This window comes from Roseovarius sp. PS-C2 (assembly GCF_018862045.1).
In the GTDB taxonomy this organism is placed as follows: Bacteria; Pseudomonadota; Alphaproteobacteria; order Rhodobacterales; family Rhodobacteraceae; genus Roseovarius.
This window is the reverse complement of the sequence record NZ_JAHKSQ010000002.1, coordinates 1-24,447: the sequence shown is the minus strand read 5'-3', so window position 1 is coordinate 24,447 and position 24,447 is coordinate 1. Positions and strand designations below refer to the sequence as shown.

The 24,447-nt window shown below is 61.1% G+C and carries 24 protein-coding genes, 1 tRNA gene and 1 pseudogene; 13 read left to right on the top strand and 13 right to left on the bottom strand.

What is annotated here, in order from left to right; all coding sequences use genetic code 11:
* Positions 1 to 2: 2 nt before the first annotated feature.
* Positions 3 to 1,226 carry an MFS transporter gene (locus KPG71_RS03420; RefSeq protein WP_216336748.1) on the bottom strand — a complete coding sequence of 408 codons (1,224 nt, stop codon included), beginning with the start codon at positions 1,224 to 1,226 and terminating at the stop codon, positions 3 to 5.
* A gap of 111 nt (positions 1,227 to 1,337) precedes the next feature.
* On the opposite strand from KPG71_RS03420, the gene KPG71_RS03415 reads away from it, so the two are divergent.
* From KPG71_RS03415 to panC, 3 genes are all read left to right on the top strand, one after another.
* The gene (locus tag KPG71_RS03415; RefSeq protein ID WP_216336747.1) at positions 1,338 to 2,297 is read left to right on the top strand and encodes an SIS domain-containing protein; all 960 of its coding nucleotides are present in this window, start codon (positions 1,338 to 1,340) and stop codon (positions 2,295 to 2,297) included.
* Positions 2,298 to 2,426: 129 nt separating this feature from the next.
* Entirely contained in the window at positions 2,427 to 3,254 is an 828-nt protein-coding gene (gene panB, locus KPG71_RS03410) for a 3-methyl-2-oxobutanoate hydroxymethyltransferase (RefSeq protein ID WP_216336746.1), read from the top strand.
* Complete coding sequence (panC, locus tag KPG71_RS03405; RefSeq protein ID WP_216336745.1) at positions 3,251 to 4,099, top strand: pantoate--beta-alanine ligase; 849 nt, start codon at positions 3,251 to 3,253, stop codon at positions 4,097 to 4,099. The genes panB and panC overlap by 4 nt, the downstream gene beginning before the upstream one ends.
* 86 nt (positions 4,100 to 4,185) lie before the next feature.
* Here panC and KPG71_RS03400 read toward each other — a convergent pair whose 3' ends face one another.
* Together KPG71_RS03400 and rpe are read right to left on the bottom strand one after the other, a co-directional pair.
* Positions 4,186 to 5,478, bottom strand: a complete 1,293-nt coding sequence (locus KPG71_RS03400; RefSeq protein WP_216336744.1) for an acetylornithine deacetylase/succinyl-diaminopimelate desuccinylase family protein — start codon at positions 5,476 to 5,478, stop codon at positions 4,186 to 4,188.
* A gap of 58 nt (positions 5,479 to 5,536) precedes the next feature.
* Complete coding sequence (gene rpe, locus KPG71_RS03395; RefSeq protein WP_216336743.1) at positions 5,537 to 6,220, bottom strand: ribulose-phosphate 3-epimerase; 684 nt, start codon at positions 6,218 to 6,220, stop codon at positions 5,537 to 5,539.
* 347 nt (positions 6,221 to 6,567) lie between these two features.
* Between rpe and KPG71_RS03390 the strand changes: the two genes are divergently transcribed.
* Positions 6,568 to 6,999, top strand: coding sequence for a PaaI family thioesterase (locus tag KPG71_RS03390; RefSeq protein WP_216336742.1), 432 nt, complete (start codon positions 6,568 to 6,570; stop codon positions 6,997 to 6,999).
* 4 nt (positions 7,000 to 7,003) lie between these two features.
* On the opposite strand, the gene KPG71_RS03385 is transcribed toward KPG71_RS03390, so the two are convergent.
* Both KPG71_RS03385 and KPG71_RS03380 read right to left on the bottom strand, forming a co-directional pair.
* Entirely contained in the window at positions 7,004 to 8,152 is a 1,149-nt protein-coding gene (locus KPG71_RS03385; RefSeq protein WP_216336741.1) for an alpha-D-ribose 1-methylphosphonate 5-triphosphate diphosphatase, read from the bottom strand.
* A complete protein-coding gene (locus KPG71_RS03380; RefSeq protein ID WP_216336740.1) occupies positions 8,149 to 8,874 on the bottom strand; it encodes a triacylglycerol lipase in 726 nt (241 codons plus the stop codon). Before KPG71_RS03380 ends, KPG71_RS03385 begins: the two co-directional genes overlap by 4 nt.
* A gap of 168 nt (positions 8,875 to 9,042) precedes the next feature.
* Here KPG71_RS03380 and KPG71_RS03375 point away from each other — a divergent pair, with 168 nt between their 5' ends.
* Positions 9,043 to 9,543, top strand: a complete 501-nt coding sequence (locus tag KPG71_RS03375; RefSeq protein WP_216336739.1) for a GreA/GreB family elongation factor — start codon at positions 9,043 to 9,045, stop codon at positions 9,541 to 9,543.
* Here the strand turns inward: KPG71_RS03375 and KPG71_RS03370 are convergent.
* From KPG71_RS03370 to groES, 4 genes are all read right to left on the bottom strand, one after another.
* Complete coding sequence (locus KPG71_RS03370; RefSeq protein ID WP_216336738.1) at positions 9,518 to 10,384, bottom strand: DMT family transporter; 867 nt, start codon at positions 10,382 to 10,384, stop codon at positions 9,518 to 9,520. The two genes, KPG71_RS03375 and KPG71_RS03370, sit on opposite strands and share 26 nt — an antisense overlap.
* On the bottom strand, positions 10,384 to 10,872 hold the full coding sequence (locus KPG71_RS03365; RefSeq protein WP_216336737.1) for a GNAT family N-acetyltransferase: 489 nt from the start codon (positions 10,870 to 10,872) through the stop codon (positions 10,384 to 10,386). The genes KPG71_RS03370 and KPG71_RS03365 overlap by 1 nt, the downstream gene beginning before the upstream one ends.
* 70 nt (positions 10,873 to 10,942) lie before the next feature.
* A complete protein-coding gene (gene groL / locus KPG71_RS03360) occupies positions 10,943 to 12,583 on the bottom strand; it encodes a chaperonin GroEL (RefSeq protein WP_216336736.1) in 1,641 nt (546 codons plus the stop codon).
* A 51-nt stretch (positions 12,584 to 12,634) separates the two neighbouring features.
* Positions 12,635 to 12,922 carry a co-chaperone GroES gene (groES, locus tag KPG71_RS03355; RefSeq protein ID WP_073037254.1) on the bottom strand — a complete coding sequence of 96 codons (288 nt, stop codon included), beginning with the start codon at positions 12,920 to 12,922 and terminating at the stop codon, positions 12,635 to 12,637.
* A gap of 202 nt (positions 12,923 to 13,124) precedes the next feature.
* On the opposite strand from groES, the gene KPG71_RS03350 reads away from it, so the two are divergent.
* Together KPG71_RS03350 and KPG71_RS03345 are read left to right on the top strand one after the other, a co-directional pair.
* Positions 13,125 to 14,102, top strand: a complete 978-nt coding sequence (locus tag KPG71_RS03350; protein WP_216336735.1) for a TraB/GumN family protein — start codon at positions 13,125 to 13,127, stop codon at positions 14,100 to 14,102.
* A 141-nt stretch (positions 14,103 to 14,243) separates the two neighbouring features.
* Positions 14,244 to 15,164, top strand: a complete 921-nt coding sequence (locus KPG71_RS03345; protein WP_216336734.1) for a manganese-dependent inorganic pyrophosphatase — start codon at positions 14,244 to 14,246, stop codon at positions 15,162 to 15,164.
* A 64-nt stretch (positions 15,165 to 15,228) separates the two neighbouring features.
* Here KPG71_RS03345 and KPG71_RS03340 read toward each other — a convergent pair whose 3' ends face one another.
* Positions 15,229 to 15,720 (bottom strand): flavin reductase family protein, encoded by a 492-nt coding sequence (locus tag KPG71_RS03340; RefSeq protein WP_216336733.1) that lies wholly within the window; start codon positions 15,718 to 15,720, stop codon positions 15,229 to 15,231.
* A gap of 275 nt (positions 15,721 to 15,995) precedes the next feature.
* Here KPG71_RS03340 and KPG71_RS03335 point away from each other — a divergent pair, with 275 nt between their 5' ends.
* Together KPG71_RS03335 and KPG71_RS03330 are read left to right on the top strand one after the other, a co-directional pair.
* Entirely contained in the window at positions 15,996 to 16,868 is an 873-nt protein-coding gene (locus KPG71_RS03335) for a TIGR01459 family HAD-type hydrolase (protein ID WP_216336732.1), read from the top strand.
* 102 nt (positions 16,869 to 16,970) lie between these two features.
* On the top strand, positions 16,971 to 17,414 hold the full coding sequence (locus KPG71_RS03330) for a MaoC family dehydratase (protein ID WP_073037264.1): 444 nt from the start codon (positions 16,971 to 16,973) through the stop codon (positions 17,412 to 17,414).
* Positions 17,415 to 17,532: 118 nt separating this feature from the next.
* Here KPG71_RS03330 and ggt read toward each other — a convergent pair whose 3' ends face one another.
* Entirely contained in the window at positions 17,533 to 19,314 is a 1,782-nt protein-coding gene (gene ggt / locus KPG71_RS03325) for a gamma-glutamyltransferase (protein ID WP_216336731.1), read from the bottom strand.
* A 47-nt stretch (positions 19,315 to 19,361) separates the two neighbouring features.
* Positions 19,362 to 20,348 (bottom strand): D-glycerate dehydrogenase, encoded by a 987-nt coding sequence (locus KPG71_RS03320; RefSeq protein WP_216336730.1) that lies wholly within the window; start codon positions 20,346 to 20,348, stop codon positions 19,362 to 19,364.
* A gap of 110 nt (positions 20,349 to 20,458) precedes the next feature.
* Between KPG71_RS03320 and KPG71_RS03315 the strand changes: the two genes are divergently transcribed.
* Together KPG71_RS03315 and KPG71_RS03310 are read left to right on the top strand one after the other, a co-directional pair.
* Positions 20,459 to 20,968 (top strand): SH3 domain-containing protein, encoded by a 510-nt coding sequence (locus KPG71_RS03315; RefSeq protein WP_216336729.1) that lies wholly within the window; start codon positions 20,459 to 20,461, stop codon positions 20,966 to 20,968.
* An 81-nt stretch (positions 20,969 to 21,049) separates the two neighbouring features.
* Positions 21,050 to 21,124: transfer RNA gene (locus tag KPG71_RS03310), tRNA-Gln, on the top strand.
* Positions 21,125 to 21,260: 136 nt separating this feature from the next.
* Here KPG71_RS03310 and KPG71_RS19815 read toward each other — a convergent pair.
* Positions 21,261 to 21,383 (bottom strand): annotated as a pseudogene (locus tag KPG71_RS19815) (HNH endonuclease); the annotation flags it as partial.
* 271 nt (positions 21,384 to 21,654) lie between these two features.
* Here KPG71_RS19815 and KPG71_RS03300 point away from each other — a divergent pair.
* Together KPG71_RS03300 and KPG71_RS03295 are read left to right on the top strand one after the other, a co-directional pair.
* The gene (locus KPG71_RS03300; RefSeq protein ID WP_216336728.1) at positions 21,655 to 23,094 is read left to right on the top strand and encodes a primase-helicase family protein; all 1,440 of its coding nucleotides are present in this window, start codon (positions 21,655 to 21,657) and stop codon (positions 23,092 to 23,094) included.
* 41 nt (positions 23,095 to 23,135) lie between these two features.
* Positions 23,136 to 23,501, top strand: coding sequence for an HNH endonuclease (locus tag KPG71_RS03295; RefSeq protein WP_216336727.1), 366 nt, complete (start codon positions 23,136 to 23,138; stop codon positions 23,499 to 23,501).
* The last annotated feature ends 946 nt before the right edge of the window (positions 23,502 to 24,447 follow it).

The window sequence follows — 24,447 nt, the reverse complement described above, 5'->3', positions numbered from 1 at the left end:
GATCAGGCCACTGCCACATTGCGGGGTTTGCGTGGTCGTGTCCGCATCAGGATCATCGCCATGATCGCGATGTTCAGAAAGTTCCAGACAATCCCGTTGATGAACGCCATCTGATAGCTGCCCGTCACATCGTAAATCCAGCCCGACATCCAGCCGCCAAGCGCCATGCCGAGGATGGTCATCATCAGAACGAACCCCACGCGCTGCCCCGCCTCCTGGCTGGGCATGTATTCCCGCACGACCAGTGCATAGCTGGGCACGATCCCGCCCTGCGACAGACCGAAGATCATGCTGACGGTATAAAGCGACACCAGCCCGCCTGCGGGCAGGTACAGGAATAACGCCAGACATTGCAGGCCCGAGCCGATCAAAAGGGTCATCACCCCGCCCAGACGGTCGGCCACCAGCCCTGAAATCAACCGCGACACGACCCCGCCAAGCAGCATCAGCGACAGCATCTGCCCGCCGACTGCGGGGCCGAATCCCAGATCGACACACAGGCTGACGATATGCACCTGAGGCATCGACATCGCCACGCAACAACCGATCCCGGCAACCCCTAGCAAAAGCATCAGGATGCGCGGCGAAAATCCCGCGGCCTGCGCCCTGAGTCCCGATACCTGATCGGCATGGGCACGCGCCCCAAGCGGCACGCGCCGCCGAAGCAACAACGCCAACGGCAGCATGGCCGTAACCGTCACGATCGCCAACACCACATAGACCGCGCGCCAGCCCTCCTCGGCCAATACTCCGGCCAGAATGACCGGCCAGATCGCCCCGGACAGGTAGTTGCCACTCGCCGTGATTGCCACGGCGATACCCCGCCGTTTCAGGAACCACAGGGATACATCCGCGATCAGCGGCCCGAAACTGGCCGATGTGCCGAAGCCGATCAGCAACTGGAGAACGGACAGCACCAGAACCGAAGGGCTGAGCGCAGCGAGTGCAGTGCTGCCCGAAATAAGCAGAGCCGCCGCAATAAGCGCCGCCGTGATCCCGAACCGGTCTACGATCCGCCCAATCAGCAGATTGCCAACCGCAAACCCCACCATCGTCATCGTATAAGGAAAGGCTGCATCGGCGCGCGCAATGCCGAACTCGGCCTGCACTGCGGGCATGATAACGACGATGGCCCACATCCCCACATTGCCGATCGTGGCTATCGTCAGGGAAATAGCCAACCGCACCCAAGCGTATCTGCTGTCAAGAATGTCCGCATCCGTCATGAGCGCGACGTTAGAGCGGCCTCACCGGATGCACCAGCCCCCGTTTGCGGCAGGGCTTGGCCTCGATGCGCGCCCGCGCTATGACCGCAACCACCAAACCGGAGCCGGACCATGACGACAACGCCCCGCCCTACCGAAATCGCCCGCGATGTCCTGATGATCGAACGCGATGCCCTGGGTATCCTGCACGACCACCTGCCACCGGCCTTTGACGATGTCGTTTCTCTGCTGCTCACGGTATCGGGACGCGTCATCGTGTCGGGCATGGGCAAGTCCGGTCATGTCGCCGCCAAGATCGCAGCCACGATGGCCAGCACCGGCACCCCGGCGCAATATGTGCACCCCGGCGAGGCCAGCCATGGCGATCTAGGTATGATCACGGCACAGGACGCGGTGATCCTGATTTCCAACTCCGGCGAGACCCGCGAACTGGCCGACATCATCGCCCATACCCGCCGGTTTTCGATTCCCCTGATCGCGATCACCAAGAAATCCGGCAGCACGCTGGCCACGCAGGCCGACCACCTGCTGCAACTGCCCGATGCGCCCGAGGCCTGCGCCATCGGCATGGCGCCCACCACCTCGACCACCTGCACGATGGCGCTTGGCGATGCGCTGGCCGTGGCCCTGATGCGCTTGCGCGGGTTCGAGCGGGAAAACTTCCTGGCCTTCCATCCCGGCGGCACCCTTGGGGCGCAACTGCTCAAGGTTTCCTCGGTCATGCATACCGGCACCGACCTGCCAATCGTGGCCGAAGACACGCCCATGGGCGATACCCTGCTCGAAATGACGGCCAAGGGATTCGGCGTTGCCGCGCTTGTCGAGGACGGACGCCTGACCGGTGTCATCACCGACGGCGATTTGCGGCGCAATCTGGAAAATCTGATGGACCACAGCGCCGGCCAGGTTGCCACCCGCGGCCCGCGCACCATTTCACCCGACGCCTTGCTGTCCGAGGCTCTCGGCGTGATGAACGCCAACAAGATCAGCGCGCTTTTCGCCGTGGACGACACAGGGCAGTTGCGCGGTCTCGTCCATATCCACGACGCCCTGCGCGCCGGGGTCGCCTGAGCCGGTGAAGGCAGCGACGGATGCCCCTGAAGCCACAAAGGTCCAACCTATACGATCAACACGACAGTGGCTTTTGGATTGTAAACTTGATATTCCGCGCTGCGACGCAGCAGAACCCTGGACAACATCATGAGCGCAACCGCCCGTAAAACCGCCCCCCTGCCCGACGATATCCGGGCGATGAAAGGCGGCACGCCGATTGTCAGTTTGACGGCCTATACGACCCCCATGGCAAAAATGATGGACGGCATCTGCGACTTCGCTCTCGTTGGCGACTCGGTGGGGATGGTGTTGCACGGCATGCCCTCGACCCTTGGCGTGACCATGGAGATGATGATCCTGCACGGGCAGGCGGTGGCCCGTGGGCTGACCACTACGATGATGGTCATAGACATGCCCTTCGGCAGCTACGAAGAAAGCCCGCAACAGGCCTTTGCCAACGCCGCCCGGCTCATGCGCGAAACCGGCGCGGCAGCGGTCAAGCTGGAAGGCGGACGGCACATGGCCGAAACAATTGCCTTTCTCGTCGCGCGCGGTGTCCCGGTCATGGCCCATATCGGCCTGACGCCGCAGTCGATCAACACACTTGGCGGCTACAAGGTCCAGGGCCGGGCCGATCAGGCCGACGCCCTGCGCGCCGACGCCCGTGCCATTGCCGACGCCGGTGCGTTCAGCGTGGTTCTGGAAAAAGTCCCTGCCACACTGGCCGATCAGATCACGGATGAAATCGACATTCCCACAATCGGTATCGGCGCCTCGGCGGGCTGCGACGGTCAAATCCTTGTGATCGATGACATGCTGGGCCTGTTCACCGCCTTCAAACCCAAGTTCGTCAAACGCTACGCCACATTGGGCGAGGACGGCAAAGCCGCGATTTCCGCCTATGCCGACGAGGTTCGCACCCGCCAGTTCCCCGCCTCCGAACATACCTTTGCAGACAAGGCCCCCGGCAAATGAACACTCCTGCCCCCATCATGCGCACTCTGGCCGAGATGCGCGCCACAACCCTGCCCTGGATTCGGGCCGGAGAGACCATCGGCGTCGTTCCCACGATGGGCGCGCTGCATGACGGACATTTGTCGCTGGTCGAAGCCGCGAAAAAGACCTGCGACCGGGTGGTCGTCACGATTTTCGTGAATCCCAAGCAGTTCAACAATCCCGACGACCTCAAGAATTATCCCCGCACCGAAGAGGACGACGCCCGCAAACTCACCCGTTTCGCGGTCGACAGCCTGTATGTGCCCAATGCCGATCAGATGTATCCTGATCGGTTTTCCACGACGGTTTCGGTCGACGGGCTGACCGATGTGATGGAGGGTGCGCACCGTCCGGGCCATTTCGACGGGGTTTCAACAGTCGTGACCAAGCTGTTCCTGCAAAGCGCGGCGACAGATGCGTTTTTCGGCGAAAAGGACTTTCAGCAATTGCAGGTGGTGCGCCGCATGGCCGGAGATCTGGACATTCCGATCACCGTACATGGCTGCCCCACGATCCGCGAAATGGACGGGCTGGCCATGTCCTCGCGCAATTTGCTGCTGTCGGATCGCGCGCGCGTCACCGCGCCACGCCTGCACGAGGAAATGGAAAAGATCACCGAGGGCCTCGCCGCCGGGCAACCTTTCGGGGAATTGCAGCGCGCGGCCATCACGCGGCTGGAAAATGCGGGCTTCACCGAGGTCGATTACCTTGAAATCCGCGCCAATGACGATCTCAGCCTGCTCGATACCCCCTCCCGCCCCGCGCGCCTGTTCGCCGCCGCCTGGCTGGCCGGGGTCCGGCTGATCGACAATATCGCAATCTGAACGCCACCGGTTTCATCATTCCCGAAATACGCGGCGACCAGCGCGCGCCCCAAACGCCGTATACGAGGCTGTCGGGGACAGCGAAATCAGGCGTGGCCCTCAGGCGACAGAAGCTCAAGCAAGGCCAGCGCCATGACCTGCGCTGACTGAATCATATCGTCGATCCCGACATATTCGTCCGGCTTGTGCGCCAGATCCAGAATGCCCGGCCCGTAGGCGATACAGTTCTTCAACCGACCGATCCGGTCGATATGCTTCTGATCATAGGTGCCGGGGCTGACCACGTAATCGGCCTCTCGCCCGAACACCTGCCGGACAGCGCGCGCCACCGCCCCGACCACCGGGGCGTCTTTTTCGGTCATCGTGGGCAGGACGCGGTGCAACTCGCGAATGTCATAGTCGAAACCGGGCCGCCCACGCCGCACGGTTTCCAGAACCTCGCGAATTTCGGCCTGAACGTCGGCAATATCTTCTTCGATCAGAAACCGCCGGTCGATCACCATGCGGCAGCGATCCGGCACGCAGGGGCTTGGCAGGCCGGTATAGTCGGCATCCTGTTCGGCCTCGCCGCCATGAATCGAATTGATGTTCAGCGTGGATTGCCGTGCGCCTTCGGGCACAACGGGCATATCCGTGCGTTTCCGGGCAAGCGCCGGGAACAGGCTGTCTTCCATTTCGCGCAGGACAGCCCCCATATGCCGCACCGCGCAATCCCCCAGAAACGGCATCGAGCCGTGCGCGATTTCGCCCTTGGTTTCGATCTCGGCCCACCAGACACCGCGATGCCCGAGGCAAATGCGATCCTTGTTCAGCGGTTCGGGGATAATGACATGCTGGACTCGTTCCGGCGTGAAATAGCCCCTCTCGGCCAGATAGGCGACACCGCCAAAGCCGCCGGATTCCTCGTCCGCCGTGCCGCTGATTTCAATCGCGCCGGAATAATTCGGGCAAACCGCAATAAAGGCCTCGGCCGCAACGATACTGGCCGCCAGCCCGCCTTTCATATCGCAGGCCCCCCGCCCGTAAACGCGGCCTTCTTTGACCTCACCGCCGAAGGGGTCGACCGTCCAGCCATGGCCCACCTCAACCACGTCGATATGGCTGTTGAAATGCACGCACTTGCCCGCGCCCTGCCCTTCGCGGCGCGCGACGATGTTCCAACGCGGGTGTTTGTCGCTGTCCCCGACAGCGCCTTTGGCGCGGATCAGTTCGGTATGAAACCCGGCGCGCAACAGGCGGCGATCCAGATAATCGCAAATCTCGCGATAGTTCTCTCCCGGCGGGTTGAGCGTGGGAATGCGGATCAAATCCTGCGTCAGCGCAACCAGATCATCTCGCCGCGCAGCAATTTCCGCCGTCAGTCGTTGCTGTAAATCCATGACCCGACTCTGCCCCGCGGTCCGCCCCGGTGCCAGAGAAAACTTGCCGTGTTTCCGGTCAGCTTCCGCAGGCGGCCCGGATGGCGCGAATATTTTCACCATAGGGGGCCGGGTCATCGACGCTGCCGCCCTTGAATACCGCCGATCCGGCAACCAGAACATCGGCTCCGGCATCGACCATCAAGGGGGCGGTTTCGGGGGTGATGCCACCGTCAATCTCGATATGGATGGGCCGATCGCCGATTTTCTCGCGCAGGCGGCGCACCTTGTCGATCTGGCTGTGAATGAATTTCTGTCCGCCAAAGCCGGGGTTCACGGTCATCACGCAAATCAGGTCCACCATATCGAGCAGGTAATCGACATCCTCGATCCCGGTTCCGGGGTTCAGTGCCAGACCGGCCTTGCACCCCGCTCCGCGAATGGCCTGCAAGGTCCGGTGGACATGCGGTCCCGCCTCGAGATGCGCTGTCAGCACATCCGCCCCTGCCTCGGCAAAGGCGTCGATATAAGGATCGACCGGCGCGATCATCAGATGAACGTCCATGACCGTATTGATATGCTTGCGGATCGCGGCACACATCGGCGGGCCGAATGTCAGGTTGGGAACAAAATGCCCGTCCATGACATCCACGTGAATCCAATCGGCCCCCTGCGCCTCGACGGCCTGAATCTCCTGACCGAAATTGGCGAAATCGGCACTCAGAATGGAGGGGGCGATCTTGAGCGATCTGTCGAATGTCATGGCAGCACCTCGTTTTCCCTGCTCTGCTCATGCGGCCTTGGCCCGCCGAGGTCAAGGCCCGCAATGGAAATGAGACCGGCGACCATCCCCGCCACTGCCCCAGTGCATCGCAAGTTCGCCATCTTCGCCCTCCTCGAACTTTCCCCTGACGAAGATCGCCGTCACGGGAAACGGTCGTGTATCGAAAGGTTTGAATTTTGGCGCGCCTTCTGTCATTTCCGCATGGCCGCTATCGTGCAGGGGGCACGAGACGCGCGGAACAGGACCGCGTCGACTCCTGAATACGGACTGCAACCGGGCGCGGATACGCCCCAATTCGCCCGTCAGGGGCTGGAGATCACCAACCGATGAACGACGACAATTCTCACCTGTTCGAAGCGCCTTCGGCGATAGCGACCCATCTGGGAATCGAGATGACCGGCTGGCGCGAAGGCTGGGCACGGGTCGAGACCGCCAATTCCCCGAATATCCGCAATCGTCAGGGGCTGCCTCATGGTGGGCTGCACGCGACATTGTTGGACACCGCGATGGGCTTTGCCGGATGTTTCACGGGCGATCCGAACCTGCACCAGATGGCGCTGACCCTCTCGATGACCGTGAACTACCTGGGGCAAGCGCAGGGGGAACGGCTGATTGCGACGGCGCGTGTCACCGGCGGCGGGCGCAAGACATATTTTGCCGAAAGCGAGGTGCGTGACGAGACCGGCGCGCTGCTTGCGACGGCAACCGGGGTTTTCCGCTATCGCGGAGCACCTTATCGCGACACACCCCCGGCCTGATCGCTCAGGCCAGAAAGCGGCGCGCGGCCTCCCCGCTCAGGTAACTGACCTGCCCGCCTGAAAGGGTGGCGCAGACATTGCGGGTTTCAGCGTCCAGAACGACCAAGTCGGCCCGGTTGCCAGCTGTCAACTCGCCCCTGTCCGCCAGCCCTAAAACCCGTGCGGGACCGCTGGAAATCAACCCCCAGGCTCCGGCCAGATCCAGAACGCCGCTGTCCGCCAGTTGCAGCGCGGCACGGCGCAACGAGGGGTAATGATAGTCCGACGCCAAAGCATCGCAATAGCCCATCACCACCAGATCCGTTGCGCTGACATTGCCCTTGTGCGACCCGCCCCGCACCGTGTTGGGCGCGCCCAGCAACACCGCATCGCCCGCGCCATGCGCGGCCTCGGCGGCCTCCAGGGTTTCGGGAAACTCGGCAATCCGCACCCCGCGCGCACGCCATGCGGCGCGATCGTCCGCAGTATGATCGTCATGGCTGCCCAACAGAACCCCACGCGCCGTCAGATCGGTGCAAAGCTCGTCCAGCATGGCCGGCACTTCGTTCATTCCGGCGTGCAACGCCTGCATGTATTCCAGATGCTTTTCCGGGTTCCGCCCGATCCGCAGGGCCTGCCCTGTCAGACGCGGCGGGCGTTTGCCCCTGGCCAGCTCCTCGTGCGGCAGGTGATCGTTGAACACCAGATAGGGAATGCGGTGCGCCGCCACCATCTCGGTCACCGCCGGATACTCCCCGGTCATCGAGATTTCGAACCGCAATTGCGGACGCATATCAGTCACCAGGCGATCACGTACCTGCTCCAGTGCGGCAAAGACACGCCCGGCAAATTCCGCCCCGCGCATCCCCCCTTCCCAACTGTAGAACTGCGCCATAATGGCGGTGGTGATCCCGCTTGCCGCCAGTTCGGCCTCGGTCGCGATCAGGCCCTGATCCAGATCCTTCATCGCGCCACGACGAGGCGCGAGGTGTTTTTCAAACGCGTCGCCGTGAATATCGACGATACCGGGCATCACCATGAACCCGCTCAGGTCCACGTCCCGCGCCTTGCCGCCATCGGCGATGCGCCCCTCCGACAGCACCAGCGGTTGATCGGCCAGGCCATCAGAGGTCAGCACCTGCGCTCCGACCAGTCGCAAATCGGGCATCGTCATTGTGATCCTCCCCGGAACAGATCGCCTATGCCCATCTCGTGATCGAACTTGCCGTCACGCAAAAAGGCTTCGGTCTGCGCGATCACCAAGGGATTGTTCATCATGAATGTATGCGTGACCGGCAGGGTGATGTGATCGGCCATACCTTCGACGCGTGTCGAGGCGACCGAGACCTTGCCGTCATCCGCGCCCTCGATCAGGGTCGAGAAATACGGGTTGAGCGAGCGTGTCCCCGCGATCACCCCCAGTTCGAAATCCACCGGCGGCAATTGTTCGGGCACGCCGTTCTGCCCGGTCTCAAGCTGCATGCCCGCAGGGCCGTTCAGCCACTCGAACAACTCCAGGCCGCCCAGTTCGTCCACCAGTTCCGAGCCATGGTTCGGCGTCCCCAGCATGACAACGCGCCCCATTCGTTCGGGGCGATGGTCCTGCAACCAGAACCGCAGCAAAATCCCCCCCATCGAATGCGCGACGAAATGAATACGGGCATCCCCGCAGACCCGCACGGCATAGGGTAGCGTTTCTTCGGCCAGTTGATGAATGTTCAACTCGGTCGACGGGTAGTCGGGGCGAAACGTCGTATACCCCTGCGCCTGCAAGACCTCTTCCATGACGATGAAGGACGCGTCGGTACGCGCCAGCCCATGCAGCAAGACAACGCAATCGGCCAGCGCAGCGGGCGCGGACAGGATCAGGGCAAGGGTGGCGAGGATCGCTTTCATGCCACTTGAGATAGGCTTATTTGCCCCGTTGCAACAGCCCCAATATCGCTTGAAAGGGGCGCATGTTCCCATGCCGGATGATGGCGACGAAAACCCGGTAGCCCACCAATCTCGCGTTTTGAGACGCTGTAGGCTATGATCCACCGGCAATACCGGTGAAGTAACACGATGAACAAGGCCTTTACCAAGGAAGAGGACGGCACGACGCCACAGCGCCTGCCCGACCTTCCGATCAGTGAGCACCCCAACCACGTCACTCCGCGAGGAATGGCGCAACTCAAGGCGCGTGCTGACGAACTGGAATCCGAGATCGCCCGCCTGCGTGAAAATCGCGACTATATGGCCGACAGTTACCCATTGGCCGTGGCCGAACGCGACCTGCGTTATGTCGAGGCCCGGCTGGCCTCGGCCATTCTGGTCGAACCGCCCGAAGACCCACCCGGCCATGTCAGTTTTGGCGCCACCGTGACCGTCGTGGATGAGGACGGCATCGAGACATCCTACACCATCGTGGGCGAGGATGAATCCGACCCCGCTCAGCGCCTGATTGCAGCCTTTTCGCCGCTGGCGCGGGCATTGATGGAGGCCCGTGTCGGCGACGTTGTGGATTGGCAAAAGCCCACAGGCACCGTCGAACTCGAGATCATCGCGATCCGCTTTGACGTTTAGGGATTGCCGACAGTGCAACCCCGGCCATGACCATTCCTGCGGCGCTGACAAAACGCCAGGTCAGAGGCTCGGACAGGAACAGCATCCCACCCAGCATGGCGAGAACCGGCACTGTCAATTGTGCGACCGCCGCCAGAGAGGCCTCCAGACGCGGCAAAAGAGTATACCACAACGCATATCCCATCCCCGAGGTCGCGCCCCCCGACACGATCGCCAGAACGGCTCCGTGCCCACCAATTTGGCTGCCGTCCCCTTTGACCCAGAGTACCGCCGCCAACAACAGCGCCACGGGCGCACTCAGTATGAAATTGGCGGCGGTCGCCTGCAATGCATCACCGCTGCGCCGGCCATTCAGGGAATAAATCCCCCACCCGATGCCCGCCAATGCCATCAACGCTCCGTGCCAAAGGCTGACACTCTTCTGTGCCTCCTGCCCCGGCAACAACAGCCAGACCAGACCGGCAAAAGCCAGCCCTGCCCCGATCCAGCGGCGGGCCGGCAGGGTCTCGGCCCCCAGAACCGCCCCCGAAAACATGGTGATCTGCACCACTCCGAACAGGATCAGCGCACCCAGTCCCGAATCCAGTTCGGTATAGGCCAGCGAAAACCCATAGATATAAACCAACAAAGACAGCCCACCGACAATGCGCCCCGGCCCCGAAAGACGCAAACCACCGCGCAAAAGCATCACCAGAGCAAACAGCATCACCGCCCCGGCCACCAATCGGATCGTGCCGAAACTGACGGGATCAATCGTGCCCCCGGCCAGGGCCAGCCGGTTCAGAACCGAATTGGCGGCAAAGGCCCCCATTGTCAGGGCGACCAGGAGGAAGAGGCGCATCAAAGTCCCTCGAAGGCTTTGGGATAGGTCAGTGCCTGTTCTGGCACATCCTGTCCCGGACCGGCCAGCAACGTCTGCGTGATCGGATAGGGCGAGGTCAGCCCTGCCGCACGGTCCAGACTGAACCCCGCCTTGCCATAGAACGCGGGCTGGCCCAGAACGACAACATAAGTGCCACTCAGACGCGCCCATTCCGTCAACTGGCCGATCATCCGCTTGCCGTGCCGCATTCCTTGCCAGTCAGGGTGAATCGCCACCGGTGCAAGGCACAACCAGCCTTTGGGACGGATGAAACGCGACAGGGCGTAATACCCGACAATCTCGCCATCACAGGGCAAAACCATCTCGCCCGCCATCGCACCGCTTTTGCGCAGGGCCGCAACCAACCGCGCCTCATCAAGGCCGCCAAACGCAAGACGCAGCAGGGCCTCCACACCGGCCTCCTCGCCGGGGCGCATGTCACGGGTGAAACCGGGGGTTTTGGTCATCGCATCCTCGCAAAGAAAAGGGGCCGCCCCGAAAGGCGACCCCGATCCGTTAGCACAGATGTGCGGATGATTACATCATGCCGCCCATGCCGCCCATGTCGGGCATGCCGCCACCGGCAGCGCCGTCTTTTTGCGGCTTGTCGGCCACCATCGCTTCGGTGGTGATCAGCAGACCGGCAACCGATGCCGCGTCTTCCAGAGCGGTGCGAACCACTTTGGCAGGGTCGATCACGCCGAAGGTGAACATGTCGCCATATTCTTCGGTCTGAGCGTTGTAGCCGAACTTGACGTCGTCGCTTTCGCGGATCTTGCCAGCCACGACCGAACCGTCGACACCGGCGTTCTCGGCGATCTGGCGCAGCGGAGCTTCCAGAGCCTTGCGCACGATGGCAACACCGTTGTTCTGATCGGCATTGGCGCCTTCGACGCCTTCCAGCACCTTGGCACCCTGGATCAGGGCCACGCCACCGCCGACAACGATGCCTTCCTGAACGGCCGCGCGGGTCGCGTTCAGCGCGTCATCGACACGGTCCTTGCGCTCTTTCACTTCGACTTCGGTCATGCCGCCAACGCGGATGACGGCCACGCCGCCTGCCAGTTTGGCAACACGTTCCTGCAGCTTCTCACGGTCGTAGTCGCTGGTGGTTTCTTCGATCTGGGTGCGGATCTGGCCCACACGCGCCTCGATTTCGGCCTTGTCGCCAGCACCGTCGACGATGGTGGTTTCGTCCTTGGTGATCGACACTTTCTTGGCCGAACCCAGCATGTCCATGGTGACCGATTCCAGCTTCATGCCCAGGTCTTCGCTGATGACCTGACCGCCGGTCAGGATTGCGATGTCCTGCAGCATGGCCTTGCGGCGATCGCCAAAGCCCGGAGCCTTGACGGCAGCGATCTTCAGACCACCGCGCAGCTTGTTGACCACCAGCGTGGCCAGGGCTTCGCCTTCCACGTCTTCGGCGATGATCAGCAGCGGCTTCTGCGACTGGATGACCTGCTCGAGCAGCGGAACCATCGGCTGAAGGCTCGACAGTTTCTTCTCGTGCAGCAGGATCAGGCAGTCTTCCAGATCGGCAATCATCTTGTCCGAGTTGGTGACGAAATAGGGCGACAGGTACCCACGGTCGAACTGCATGCCTTCGACAACGTCGGTCTCGGTTTCCAGACCCTTGTTTTCCTCGACGGTGATAACGCCGTCATTGCCGACCTTCTGCATCGCATCCGCGATCTGACGGCCGATTTCGGCTTCGCCGTTGGCCGAAATGGTGCCGACCTGGGCAACTTCGTCCGAGTTTTCGACCGGACGCGCAGCGGCTTTGATCGCTTCGACGACCTTGGCGGTGGCCAGGTCGATACCGCGCTTGAGGTCCATCGGGTTCATGCCCGCGGCCACGGCTTTCATGCCTTCCTTGACGATGGCCTGAGCCAGCACGGTGGCGGTGGTGGTGCCGTCGCCGGCTTCGTCATTGGTGCGGCTGGCCACTTCTTTGACCATCTGCGCGCCCATGTTCTCGAACTTGTCTTCCAGTTCGATTTCCTTGGCGACCGAAACACCGTCCTTGGTGATGCGCGGTGCGCCAAAGGACTTGTCCAGAACCACGTTGCGGCCTTTCGGGCCGAGCGTCACCTTGACCGCGTCGGCCAGGATGTTGACGCCGCGCAGCATCTGGTTGCGGGCATCGGTGTCGAATTTGACGTCTTTAGCAGACATGTGTGTCTCTCCTGACTATCAGTTCAGTAGTGTGCGTTACGGATAAGGCGATCAGGACATAACGCCCAGGATATCGCTTTCCTTCATGATCAGCAGCTCTTCACCATCGAGGGTGATCTCGGTGCCCGACCATTTGCCGAACAGCACGGTGTCACCGGCTTTCACGGCCATCTCGATCAGTTCGCCGCTGTCCTTGCGGCCGCCTTCGCCAACGGCGACGACTTCGCCCTGCTGGGGCTTTTCCTTGGCGCTGTCGGGGATGATCAGGCCGCCTGCGGTTTTCTCTTCGCTTTCAACGCGGCGGACGAGCACGCGGTCATGCAGCGGTTTGAATGCCATGTCTTTGGCTCCTTGGCTCAAAGTTTCTCCCTAAACGGCCCCGTCACGGGGCCGTTAGCACTCCTCGTATTCGAGTGCTAACGGCGCATAGCTAAGGAGGTCCGCCAAAGCTGTCAACAAGTCCGGCAAAATTTTTTGGAACTCCGATTGCAGGCCAGCACACGGCGCTCTAGCCTGTGCCCGTTCCCCACAGGAGAAGACGATGCTGCGTGCACTGATCATTCTGGTCCTGAGTCTGCAACCCCTTGCCGCCTTCGCCCGCTGCGAAGGCACCGACCTGATTGCAGCCATGCCCAAGACCGAACGCGATGCGCTCGAATCGCAGGCCGCAGCAATGCCGCATTCCGAAGGGCTGCTGTGGCAGGCCACCCGTGGCGACACGCGGATCACGCTATTCGGCACGTATCATTTCCCACACGATGAAACGCTGCGGCATCTCGAAAACCTGAAACCGATGATCGAGACCGCCGGAGCCGTCTATCTGGAAGTCTCGAACGACGATCAGTCCGCGATGGAACGCGCGCTGGCCGAAGACCCCTCGTTGATGTTCATCACGGAGGGCAAAACCCTGCCCGACCTGCTGGAAGAGGACGAGTGGCAGCGTTTCTCGGACGAAATGCGCGCCCGCACCATCCCGCCATTCTTTGCCGCCAAGTTCAAACCGGTCTGGGCCGCGATGATGCTGGGCATCGGCCCGTGCGAGGCACGCAATGGCGCGATGGACGGTGCGGGGATCGACAAACTGATCGGCGATCATGCCGCCTCTCGTGGCACGCCGTCCCGGTCTCTGGAAGATTTTCGCACGTTGCTGGAGATGCTCGACAGTTTCCCAATGGACGAGCAACTCGACATGATCCGGTTGTTCTTTGCCTGGCCCGGTAATCCCGACGACATGGCGTATACCCTGCGGCAACGCTATCTGAATCAGGAAATCGCCCTGATCTGGAGCTATTCGCGCGCCGTCTCGGTCACGTTTGGCGGCGACGCCGCGCAAGAAGACTTCGACCGCTTTGAACGCCTGCTGCTGACCGACCGCAACACCGGCTGGATCGACGTTCTGTTGAACGCGCCCGAGGACGTCCTGTTCGCCGCCGTCGGCGCGGCGCACCTGCCCGGCGAGAACGGCGTCCTGCACCTGTTGGAGAACGAAGGTTTCACGATCGAGCGCCTGCCGTTCTGAAATATCCTGCCACCGATCATCCGGCGGTCGGCAAGCCCCGGCCGATCCGCGCCGCCGCAGCGCGGCATGGATGGGTGACAAGCACGGATCATGCCCCTATAAGGCGCGCAAATCCGTTCCAAACGTTCAAGGACAGCGACAATGACGCAACTCGTTTTCGGCCATAAATCCCCCGATACCGATTCCACCGGCTCGCCCATCGTCTGGGCCTGGTACCTCAATGAGGTTCAGGGCACCAAGGCCGAGCCCGTCCTTCTGGGAGAACCCAACACCGAAGCCGCCTTCATGCTGGACAAGTGGAACCTGCCCAAACCGCGCATCATCGACGATGTCGAAGCCGATCAGCCCTGCGTGATCGTCGACACCAACAACCCCGCCGAACTGCCCGCATCCATCAACGACGCCGATGTGCGTGCGATCATCGACCATCACAAACTGGTCGGCGGCCTGGAAACCAAAGGCCCCATCGACATCACCGTGCGCCCGCTGGCCTGCACCGCGACAATTCTGGTCGACCTGATGGGCGATGACGCCGCCAAAATGCCCGAAGCCATCAAAGGCGCGGCACTGACCTGCATCCTGTCCGACACGCTGGAATTCCGCAGCCCCACCACCACAGACCACGACCGTGGCGTCGCCAACAAGCTGGCCGCCGACCTGAACGTCAATATCGGCGATTACGCCGCCGAAATGTTTGCCGCCAAATCGGATGTCAGCGCCTTTTCCGACGCCGAATTGCTGCGTATGGATTCCAAGGAATATGCCGTGGGCGATACGAAGTTCCGGGTCAGCGTTCTGGAAACCACCGCGCCCGGCATCGTTCTGGACCGCAAGGCCAGCCTGATGGACAGCATGACCACCGTCGCAGGTGAGGATGGCGTCGATCAGGTTCTGCTGTTCGTGGTCGATATCCTCAACGAGGAAGCCACCCTGCTGGTGCCCAACGATCTGGTGAAAACCGTGGCCGAGAAATCCTTTGGCGCGAAAGTGGACGGCGACAGCGTCGTTCTGCCCGGCGTGATGAGCCGCAAGAAACAGATCATTCCGAACCTGGCCGTCTGAACTCATAAACGGTCTGCACACAGATCAGCGCCCGCAGCCCCGGCTGCGGGCGTTTTTCATGCGCTCAACGGTCCGTCTTGGGACGAACGACGTGAAACGCACCGTGCATATAGGTCAGCGGCTTTTCCCCGGCATTGGAAATGCCCGTCACCGCGCCGATACAGATCAGATGAGTGCTGTGAATATAGCTTTGCTCAAGCCGGCAGGTAAACGCCGTGGCACGCGGCAGGATCGGCCCGAATTCGGTCGGGGTCACCTCGGTTCCATGAAACCTGTCAGGCGTTTCATCGTCGAAAGCCCCGGCAAACCGCCGCGCCAGTTCGATTGCATCCTCGTGCAATACGTTGACTGTAAAAACACCGTTGGCGGCAACCGACTTGGCGATGCGGCTGTCGGTCTTGAGGCACACCAGAACCGTCGGCGGATCAGCCGACAATGAGGTAAACGCGCTTACCGTGGCGCCCATACGCCCGGCCGGGCCATCGCTCGTCACAACGGTCACCGTGGCCGCCACCTGCCGCATGGCGGCAACGAAAGCATCGCGTGCCGCGCTCATGGCGTTCCCTTCGCTTTCAACACAGCACTCCTCATCCCACTCAGACTCTCCTGTTCGTCGGACACCTGCCCACTCAACGAGGTCCGGGCGTAAAGCGGAACCGGCATTCTTTCAAGACATAGACGGATTACCACTCCGCCCAAGAAATGAATCTGCAAGCGTATGAAAACCTTATCGGCGCGGGGTGGAAAACACGAAGACAATTCCCTGTGGCCAATCCGTTGCCGCGCTGCCATAGCTAGGGAACCACTCCCACTATTCCCATACGAAGAACCATGACCCAGATTATTCAATCGCTTTCCGAGATTTCAGACCGTTACGACGCCTTGTTCGTCGATCTGTGGGGCTGCGTGCACAATGGGGTGCGCGCCCTGCCCGCCGCCGTGACCGCCCTGCAGACCTACCGTGACTCCGGGGGCGTGGTGGTTCTGGTCACCAATTCGCCGCGCCCGCGTCTTGGGGTGGAAAAACAACTGGATCATTTCGGCGTGCCGCGCGATTGCTGGGACAGCATCGCCACCTCGGGCGACAGCGCCCGCGCAGCGATGTTCCGCGGCATGGTCGGTGAAAAGGTCTATTTCATCGGCGAAGATCGCGACACCAGGTTTTTCGAACCCCTGCAGGTCATCGAAGACCCGGTCGATGTGCGGCTCGTACCTCTGGATCAGGCCGAGGGCATCGTTTGCACCGGCCCGTTCGACCCCACCGCCGATCCTGCCGTGTATCGCCCCGATTTCCTGTACGCCAAGCAGAAGGGGCTGAAACTGCTTTGCGCCAACCCCGACATCGTCGTCGACAGGGGCGATCACCGTGAATGGTGCGCCGGGGCCCTGGCGCGGCTTTACACGGAAATGGGCGGCGAAAGCCTGTATTTCGGCAAGCCCCATCCGCCGATCTACGACCTGGCCCGCCGCCGTCTGGCCGCAACCGGCCATGACGTGGAGAACAGCGCAATTCTGGCGATCGGAGACGGGATTCACACCGACATCGCTGGTGCCTTGGGGGAAGACATCGATTCCCTGTTCATTTCCGGCGGGCTGGCGGCGACAGAAACCAAAACGTCGCACCAACCCGATGAAAAGGCGCTAACTGCCTTTCTGGAAAACGAGAAAATGCTCCCGACCTATACCATCGGGCAGCTTCGCTAGGTAAAATAGGCCTTGATTTTCTGCGCCCGCAAAGCAATAAAGTTCCAACATTTGACGCAATAGCGTCTCGATTATTACCCACCGACCAACCAGGAGGGTCGAATGTTGGATAACTTGCCGCGCGGAACCATCACCATCGAAGAAATCGAGATGGGCATGACGCGCAGCCTGCGCAAAGTCGTGACGGACGAGGATATCGAAATGTTCGCGCAGGTGTCGACCGACCGGAACCCGGTCCATCTGGATGACGCCTATGCGCAGGATACCATTTTCGAGGGGCGCATCGCACACGGCATGCTGACCGCCGGGCTGGTTTCAGCGGTGATCGGTGAACAGCTTCCGGGGCACGGCACCGTCTACATGGGCCAGACACTCAAATTCCTCGGGCCGGTTCGCCCCGGCGACACGGTTTTCACCGAAGTCGAGGTCATCGGCATCGACCACGCCAAGCGGCGCGTGCAACTGGATTGCCGTTGCCTTGTGAACGGCAAGAAGGTCCTGATCGGCGAGGCCACCGTTCTGGCACCCTCGGGCAAGTTCGACTGATCGGCACACTCACACCAGTCCGGTCGCGCACCGACGTCATACCGACACGATACCGACGTCATACCGACACGATACCGACGTTATACCGATACGGATTCATGGCTCGATTCGGGCCGGTTCACTCCCCCAGGGCGATGCCTTCGCGCCTTGGATCGGCCCCGCCACGCAACACCTCGCCAATGGAAATGGCATGCAGGCCGGAAACCAGAGGCTGCTGCGACACCTCGTATCCCATCTCCCCAAGGTCCGACGCCAAACCGGGCGATACACGGCCTGCCTCGACGTCGAACACACCGAAGCGATTGACCAGATTGGGCAGGCTAACGGCTTGTTGCACATCCATTTTCCAGTCCAGATGCGCAATGATCGCCTTGACCACATAGCCGATGATCCGGCTACCGCCCGGGCTGCCCACGATCAAAACCGGCTCGCCATCCTTCAAGACAATCGTCGGCGCCATCGAGGAACGCGGCCGCTTGCCCGGCTCTACCCGGTTGGCCACCGGAACGCCGTCTTCATGACTTCGAAAGGAAAAGTCGGTCAGTTCGTTGTTCAACAAGAACCCGCGCACCATCAGACGCGACCCAAAGGCATTTTCAATCGTCGTCGTCATCGACAAAGCATTGCCATACCGATCCACGATGGAGATATGCGAAGTCGAAGGAAACTCGATCGCCGCGTCGTCCACCCAGTTCAGGCTATGGTCGAATTCGGGCTTTCCGGGCGCCACCTCGGGCAAGGCATCGTCACCACGCAACAATTCTAAACGTGTTTTCATGTAGTTACGCGACACCAACCCCTGAACCGGCACCGGCACGAAATCACTGTCCGCCATGTATCGGCCCCGGTCCGCAAAAGCCAGACGGCTGGCATCGCCGATCAGTCGCCATGCCCGCGCACTGTCAGGCCCCATCTCCGCCAGGTCATATGGCTCCAGCATCCCCAGAATTTGCCCGACCGTCAGCGCCCCCGATGACGGAGGCCCCATACCGCAGACCTCATACACACGATACGGAACACAAACCGGATCACGCTCCCTGACCCGGTAAATGGCCAGATCGACCTCGCTCATCACACCGGGATTGCCCGGCGCGGATTGCACCGTCCGAACGATGTCCCTTGCGATATCGCCTGTGTAAAAGGGGTCGGTCCCCTCTTCGGCAAGGCTGCGCAGACTGCGTGCATAAGCCGGATTTTGCAGGCGCGTACCGACTTCGAGCAAACTGTCATCGGGGAAAAAATATGCGCGAGTCGACTCGAAACGCGATAATTTCAGCGCATCCCCCGCCACCATCAACGCCAGCCTCGGGCTGACCTCGAACCCGTCTTCGGCCAGCCGAATGGCATCATCGAACAATCCGGCCCACTCTGCTCGGCCCCACCGGTCATGCGCCGACTGCATCAGCGCAGGCGTCCCCGGCACCCCGACCGACCGACCGCCGACAACCGCATCGTAGAAAGACAGCGGCTGACCTTCGGCATCCTGAAACAGCCGTGGCGTCGCCGCCAGAGGCGCGGTTTCGCGGCCATCCAATGTGGTGATTTCACCCGTCGCGCCATCGCGCCAGACCAGGAACGCGCCGCCTCCAAGCCCGGAACTCTGCGGCTCGACCAACCCCAGAACGGCCTGGACCGCCACCATCGCATCCGCAGCTGTCCCGCCGGCTTTCAACACTTTTGCCCCGGCATCGCTGGCCAGTGGATTCGCGGCAACCACCATCCAGTTTTCGGCAACAACCGCACGGCCATCGGCCTTGGTATCCTGCGCGGCACTGACTGCCGGAGACACCTGAACGAGCCCCGCACCGGCCCCTTCGGGCGCGACCGTATCAGCCGCCTGCTGCCCCCATACCGGCACGCCCGCCAACATGAAACAAGCGAGAATGTGCAGTAACTTCATCTTTTGCGCCTCCCTGCCCGACCGGGACACAGGCACCGGGCATGATGCTACAACATCGCCGGGACCACCTGATCGGGCGGACGATGCCCGTCATCGAAAGTCTTGATGTTCAGGATCACCTTTTCGCCCATCTCAAGACGCCCCTCGACCGTCGCCGATCCCATATGAGGCAATAAAACAACGTTGTTGAGTTCACGCAAACGCGGGTTCACATCCGTTCCGTTCTCATAGACATCCAGCCCCGCGCCAGCGATCTCGCCCGCCCGCAACATGCGCGTCAGGGCATTTTCGTCGATCACCTCGCCCCGGCTGGTGTTCACGATCACAGCGTCAGGCTTCATCAGCTTCAGTCGCCGGGCATTCATCAAATGAAAGGTCGAAGGCGTATGCGGGCAATTGATGCTGATCACATCCATCCGCGCCACCATCTGATCCAGGCTCTCCCAATATGTGGCCTCGAGTTCTTCCTCGATCTCCGGGCGCAGACGGCGGCGATTGTGATAGTGGATCTGCATACCGAAGGCCGATGCGCGGCGGGCGACCGCCTGACCGATTCGCCCCAGCCCCAGAATACCCAGCCTGCGCCCCGCCACACGACCGCCCAACAGGGCCGTGGGCGACCATCCCTGCCAATCTCCCGATTGCATGATCGCAAGCCCCTCGGGGATACGCCGCGTCACACCGAGAATCAGCGCCATGGCCATATCCGCGGTATCGTCGGCCGCCACACCGGGGGTATTGGAAACCAGGATGCCGTGCTGCCGGGCGGTCTGAACATCGATATGATCGACCCCCGCGCCATAATTCGCGATCAGCTTCAACCGATCTCCCGCCTGCGCGATCAGGGTCGAGTCGATCCGGTCGGTCAGGGTCGGCACCAGGATATCGGCCTGCTGGACGGCCCGCGTCAGTTCGGAGCGGCTCATCGGGCTGTCATCCTCGCGCAGAGTAACGTCGAACAATTCCTGCATCCGCCGTTCGACCGCGTCAGGCAAGCGTCGCGTTACGACAACACTCAGGCGTTCAGATGGCATCGGGCCCCTCCTTTCCCTTTCAATCGCTCTTGTCTGATGTCAGAGTGGCGCAGGAAAGCGCGGGGCACAAGAACCCCATCGCATCCGCGGGCAGAAATCGGATACCAGACATGAAATCAGTGCTTTCGCTGCTGAGCGTTCTTCTGCTGTCGGCAGGCGCAATCCTGGTCCCTTCGACCTCCGGGGCACAGGAGCGCGGCCCCGTGACCAACCTTCCCCTGCCCCGGTTCGTTTCGATGAAAGCCAGCGAAGCGAACATTCGTCGCGGCCCCAGCCTGACGCATCGCATCGACTGGGTGTTCAAACGCAAGGACGCACCGCTGGAAATCACTGCGGAACACGGCCATTGGCGCCGGGTGCGCGACCGCGACGGCGCGGGCGGGTGGGTTCACTACTCTCTCCTGTCCGGTGTCCGAACGGTGATCGTGGAGAAAGAAATGCTGGACCTTCTGTCGCGCCCGCAACCCGACACCATGATCATCGCCCGGCTGGAACTCGGAGTCATCGCACGGATTTCATCCTGCCAGCGCGACTGGTGTGAATTATCCGCAGGCGGCTATGAAGGCTGGGCGCCCAAAACGGATATATGGGGCATCCGCGCCGACGAAATCCTCGATTGACGGCAGTTTCAAGAAAGCTGGATTTTTTTCGTTTCGGGCCTTGAACCACCCTGAGGTCCAGAGTAATTAGCGCGTCACCGTTGGGGTGTAGCCAAGTGGTAAGGCAGCGGTTTTTGGTACCGTGTATCGTAGGTTCGAATCCTACCACCCCAGCCAGGTCCTTCCGAATGATCAACCGATGAACCGCGCGGGATGCCCCTCGCTCGAAAGTGCCCCGAACGATGCCCCCGCTCGGGGTGTCTCGGGTGACGGGTTCGACCGGCTCGGCGAGGCCTGTCCCACGCGGTCGTCGTCAGAGGTAGTCCGGATCGGACCCGTAGGCCCAGTGCTCCCAGTCGTCGCGCTTGTTGTCCCGCTGCGAGCCGATCTCCAAGTGGTCGGGGTTGATGCAGCTACGGTTATGGCACCGGTGGCGGACGACGCGGTCGCGTGGATTTTTTTGGGGCCGACCTCTTGAACACGTCCGGGAGCGCTCCTATGTCTCGCTCCTTGTTGCGGCGAAAGGGGCCACCGACTAGTACGCAGCAGACCCGCCAACCAGAGATGTGGCGGTTTCCCCGAAACTTCAACGAACCTCCTGATAAAGCGTTTCGGAAACGCGAGAAGAGGTTGAAGCGGGAGGTTCAAAGCCACCGTCGCGGTGTTCGTGACGGCATAATCAATAATAATAAGGCGAACCAAATTCTATGACTGAACAATTGAAACTCGTTAAGAACGAAACGGCAACTCAGAAAGTTGGAGGTGATGACAGGCAGACCACGGACGAAGATCGCGAGGCGGCGGTAAGCGCTCTCTCGACGGCGATCAGCTCGTGGTACGTCCGCAAAGACAGCAAATACTTCGCCGTGGATCGGTTGAACGTAAAGCTGTCGAAAGACGACGTCCAGCATGCCTGTCTGATCAGGATCAAGGAGGAGTATGGCAAAATGTACTGCGAACCTGCGATCCTGAAGGATGTCTTCAGACGGACCTTCGAAGCCAAGCACTTCGACCGGGAACAGTCGATTCCGGTTTGGAGCGGAGGCATGGTCTGTCGTCCCCGGCATGACGACCGATACGTATGGCGAAACGGGACCGTAGAGGTCAACACGTGGAAAAAGCCTGCCTATCGGGACGAGAAAGACGTGAAAGCGGATTTCGGTCTTGCGGGACACTTCCTCGATGTCTTCTTCACCCGCGACGAGGAGCGCGAAAAGTTCCTGGATTGGCTGTCCTGGAGCTTGCAGAATGAAGACGACAAACCGGCTTGGGCACCGCTGCTCTACTCGGAAACGAAAGGCTCCGGGAAAAGTACGCTTTGCAAGCTGGTGGCGAGGCTCTTCGGCGAGGAGAACACCTTGGTCCAGAACAGCGTTGAGAAGCTCACAGGACGCTTCAACATGCCGGTCTTGACCAGCAAACTGGTGATCTCGGAGGAAGTCAACCTTAAGGGTGGCTCGTCCCAAGGTAATGCGTTGAAGACTTACATCACCGAGACTGAGACCGTTTCCGAACGAAAGGGGGTAGACGCCGAAAGGGTAAAGCAGTTTTGCTGCTTCCTGTTCACGACCAACCACCTGCCACTCTGGATCGAGGCCGAAGATCGCAGGTACTACCTGATCGAGATCGACCATGACGGCCACGCATCCGGGGAGAATGCGCTCGAGTTCTCCGGGATTGTTGGAGGACTACACGAGTTCATGCAGGACGACCGTAAGATCGCCGCCCTTTACCGGGCGCTTATGGCGCGGAAGCAGTCTCCGGGCTTCAACGCGAAGACTCTAAACGTCGTCGATGATGCCACACCGCTGATGAGGCGGGTTCACGGCGCATCGGAAGCGACGCGAAAGACTTTGCTGCGCGAATACCTCGCCGAACAAGGTATCCACGCGTTGCCTGAGCAGGACATCGTCAAGATCGTGAAGGGGGACTTGGATGGCAACATCTCATCCACCAAACATCTGATGTCCGAACTTGGTTGGTGGAAAGACAAAGTCAAATGGGGCGGATGCGATTACGTGAGAGCAATATGGGTAGAGAAAGGCTACTGCGCGGATCGCGGAAAGCTGAAAGGTCCCGACGGCTTCGAAGAGAATCTTGCGGAGCATTTCGGAATGGCCACAGACGTGCGTCTCGCATTTGACTGATCACCGGAACCGGACCCGCTGATGATCGTAAGGAGAAGATAATGTTGGAATACTTCGAAGACGACAGCGAGGAACGGTTTCGTGACATAATCGAAAACCATCTTGAGGAGGCCCGGCGACGGGCCTTCTCTCTCATTGAGGCTGCGCGGGTGGATGAGAATGGCTGTCGGGTGACCGACACGGTGAAGCCCCAGAAGGTCCGCTTCAACGGACACCAGTGGGAGGCCTATCGCTTCATCTACTGCGTCCTGAACGAGGAGATCGCCTCACGCGACCGCGTCGTCCGCCACCGGTGCCATAACCGTAGCTGCATCAACCCCGACCACTTGGAGATCGGCTCGCAGCGGGACAACAAGCGCGACGACTGGGAGCACTGGGCCTACGGGTCCGATCCGGACTACCTCTGACGACGACCGCGTGGGACAGGCCTCGCCGAGCCGGTCGAACCCGTCACCCGAGACACCCCGAGCGGGGGCATCGTTCGGGGCACTTTCGAGCGAGGGGCATCCCGCGCGGTTCATCGGTTGATCATTCGGAAGGACCTGGCTGGGGTGGTAGGAGACCTTCGAAGCCGAAGATAACCATCCGAAACCGCCGACGACGCTCCCGACCGGGGCATTATCCGGGGGCGGTTTGGTCGGAAAAACAGAAAGGAAGGGTCCTGCAGGTGACCTGACGGGGGACGGCGAAGGCGGCTGTCTCACGCGTCCCCGAACGATCCCCGCAGCTTTAAAGCCGACACTCACCCGCGAAAGGACAGCTCCCGGGGTGGTTCGGGCCACGGTTCGCGCGGGCTGCGTCGGGGTGCGGGCTGGGTGCTTTGAAGCGGAGACGCTTAGGTTTTTCCGCCGCTATTGTCTGACGTTATAGACGATTAATTCAACTTCACCACCGTCTGCCAGACTATAGCTTTCCGACACCCTTAATTCAGCGTCGACTTCAAAAACACAACGACTATCGATATTCCCAAAAAGGGGTATTTCACACCCCTCAATTAGCCGCCTTGCCTCTCTTCCTGCATCGAATTGAACTTCGAAACGCCCAAGGTCACTTTGAAAGTATATTGTGTCTCCAATTAATGTGCCCAAGCCGCCAGAGAGTGTCGCGGTCTTTCCGTCCAATCTGGTATGGAGTTCAGATATTTGGGCCATCAAGGATCGGACTTCATCAGTCTGCGTTTCTTCAGACGTTGATTGGCTAGCTATAAAAATTGGAAGTAGTGGAGCTGACCTGCCCCCCGAGGCTCCCTCATTCATAACGAGAGTCTGCGGGTCTGGTTTTCATAGTCTTCGGTTTCGTTTTGGGCAAGCGCGCCGGGCGCGGAGCCCTCAAATTGCTCAAGCGTCCGGCGCG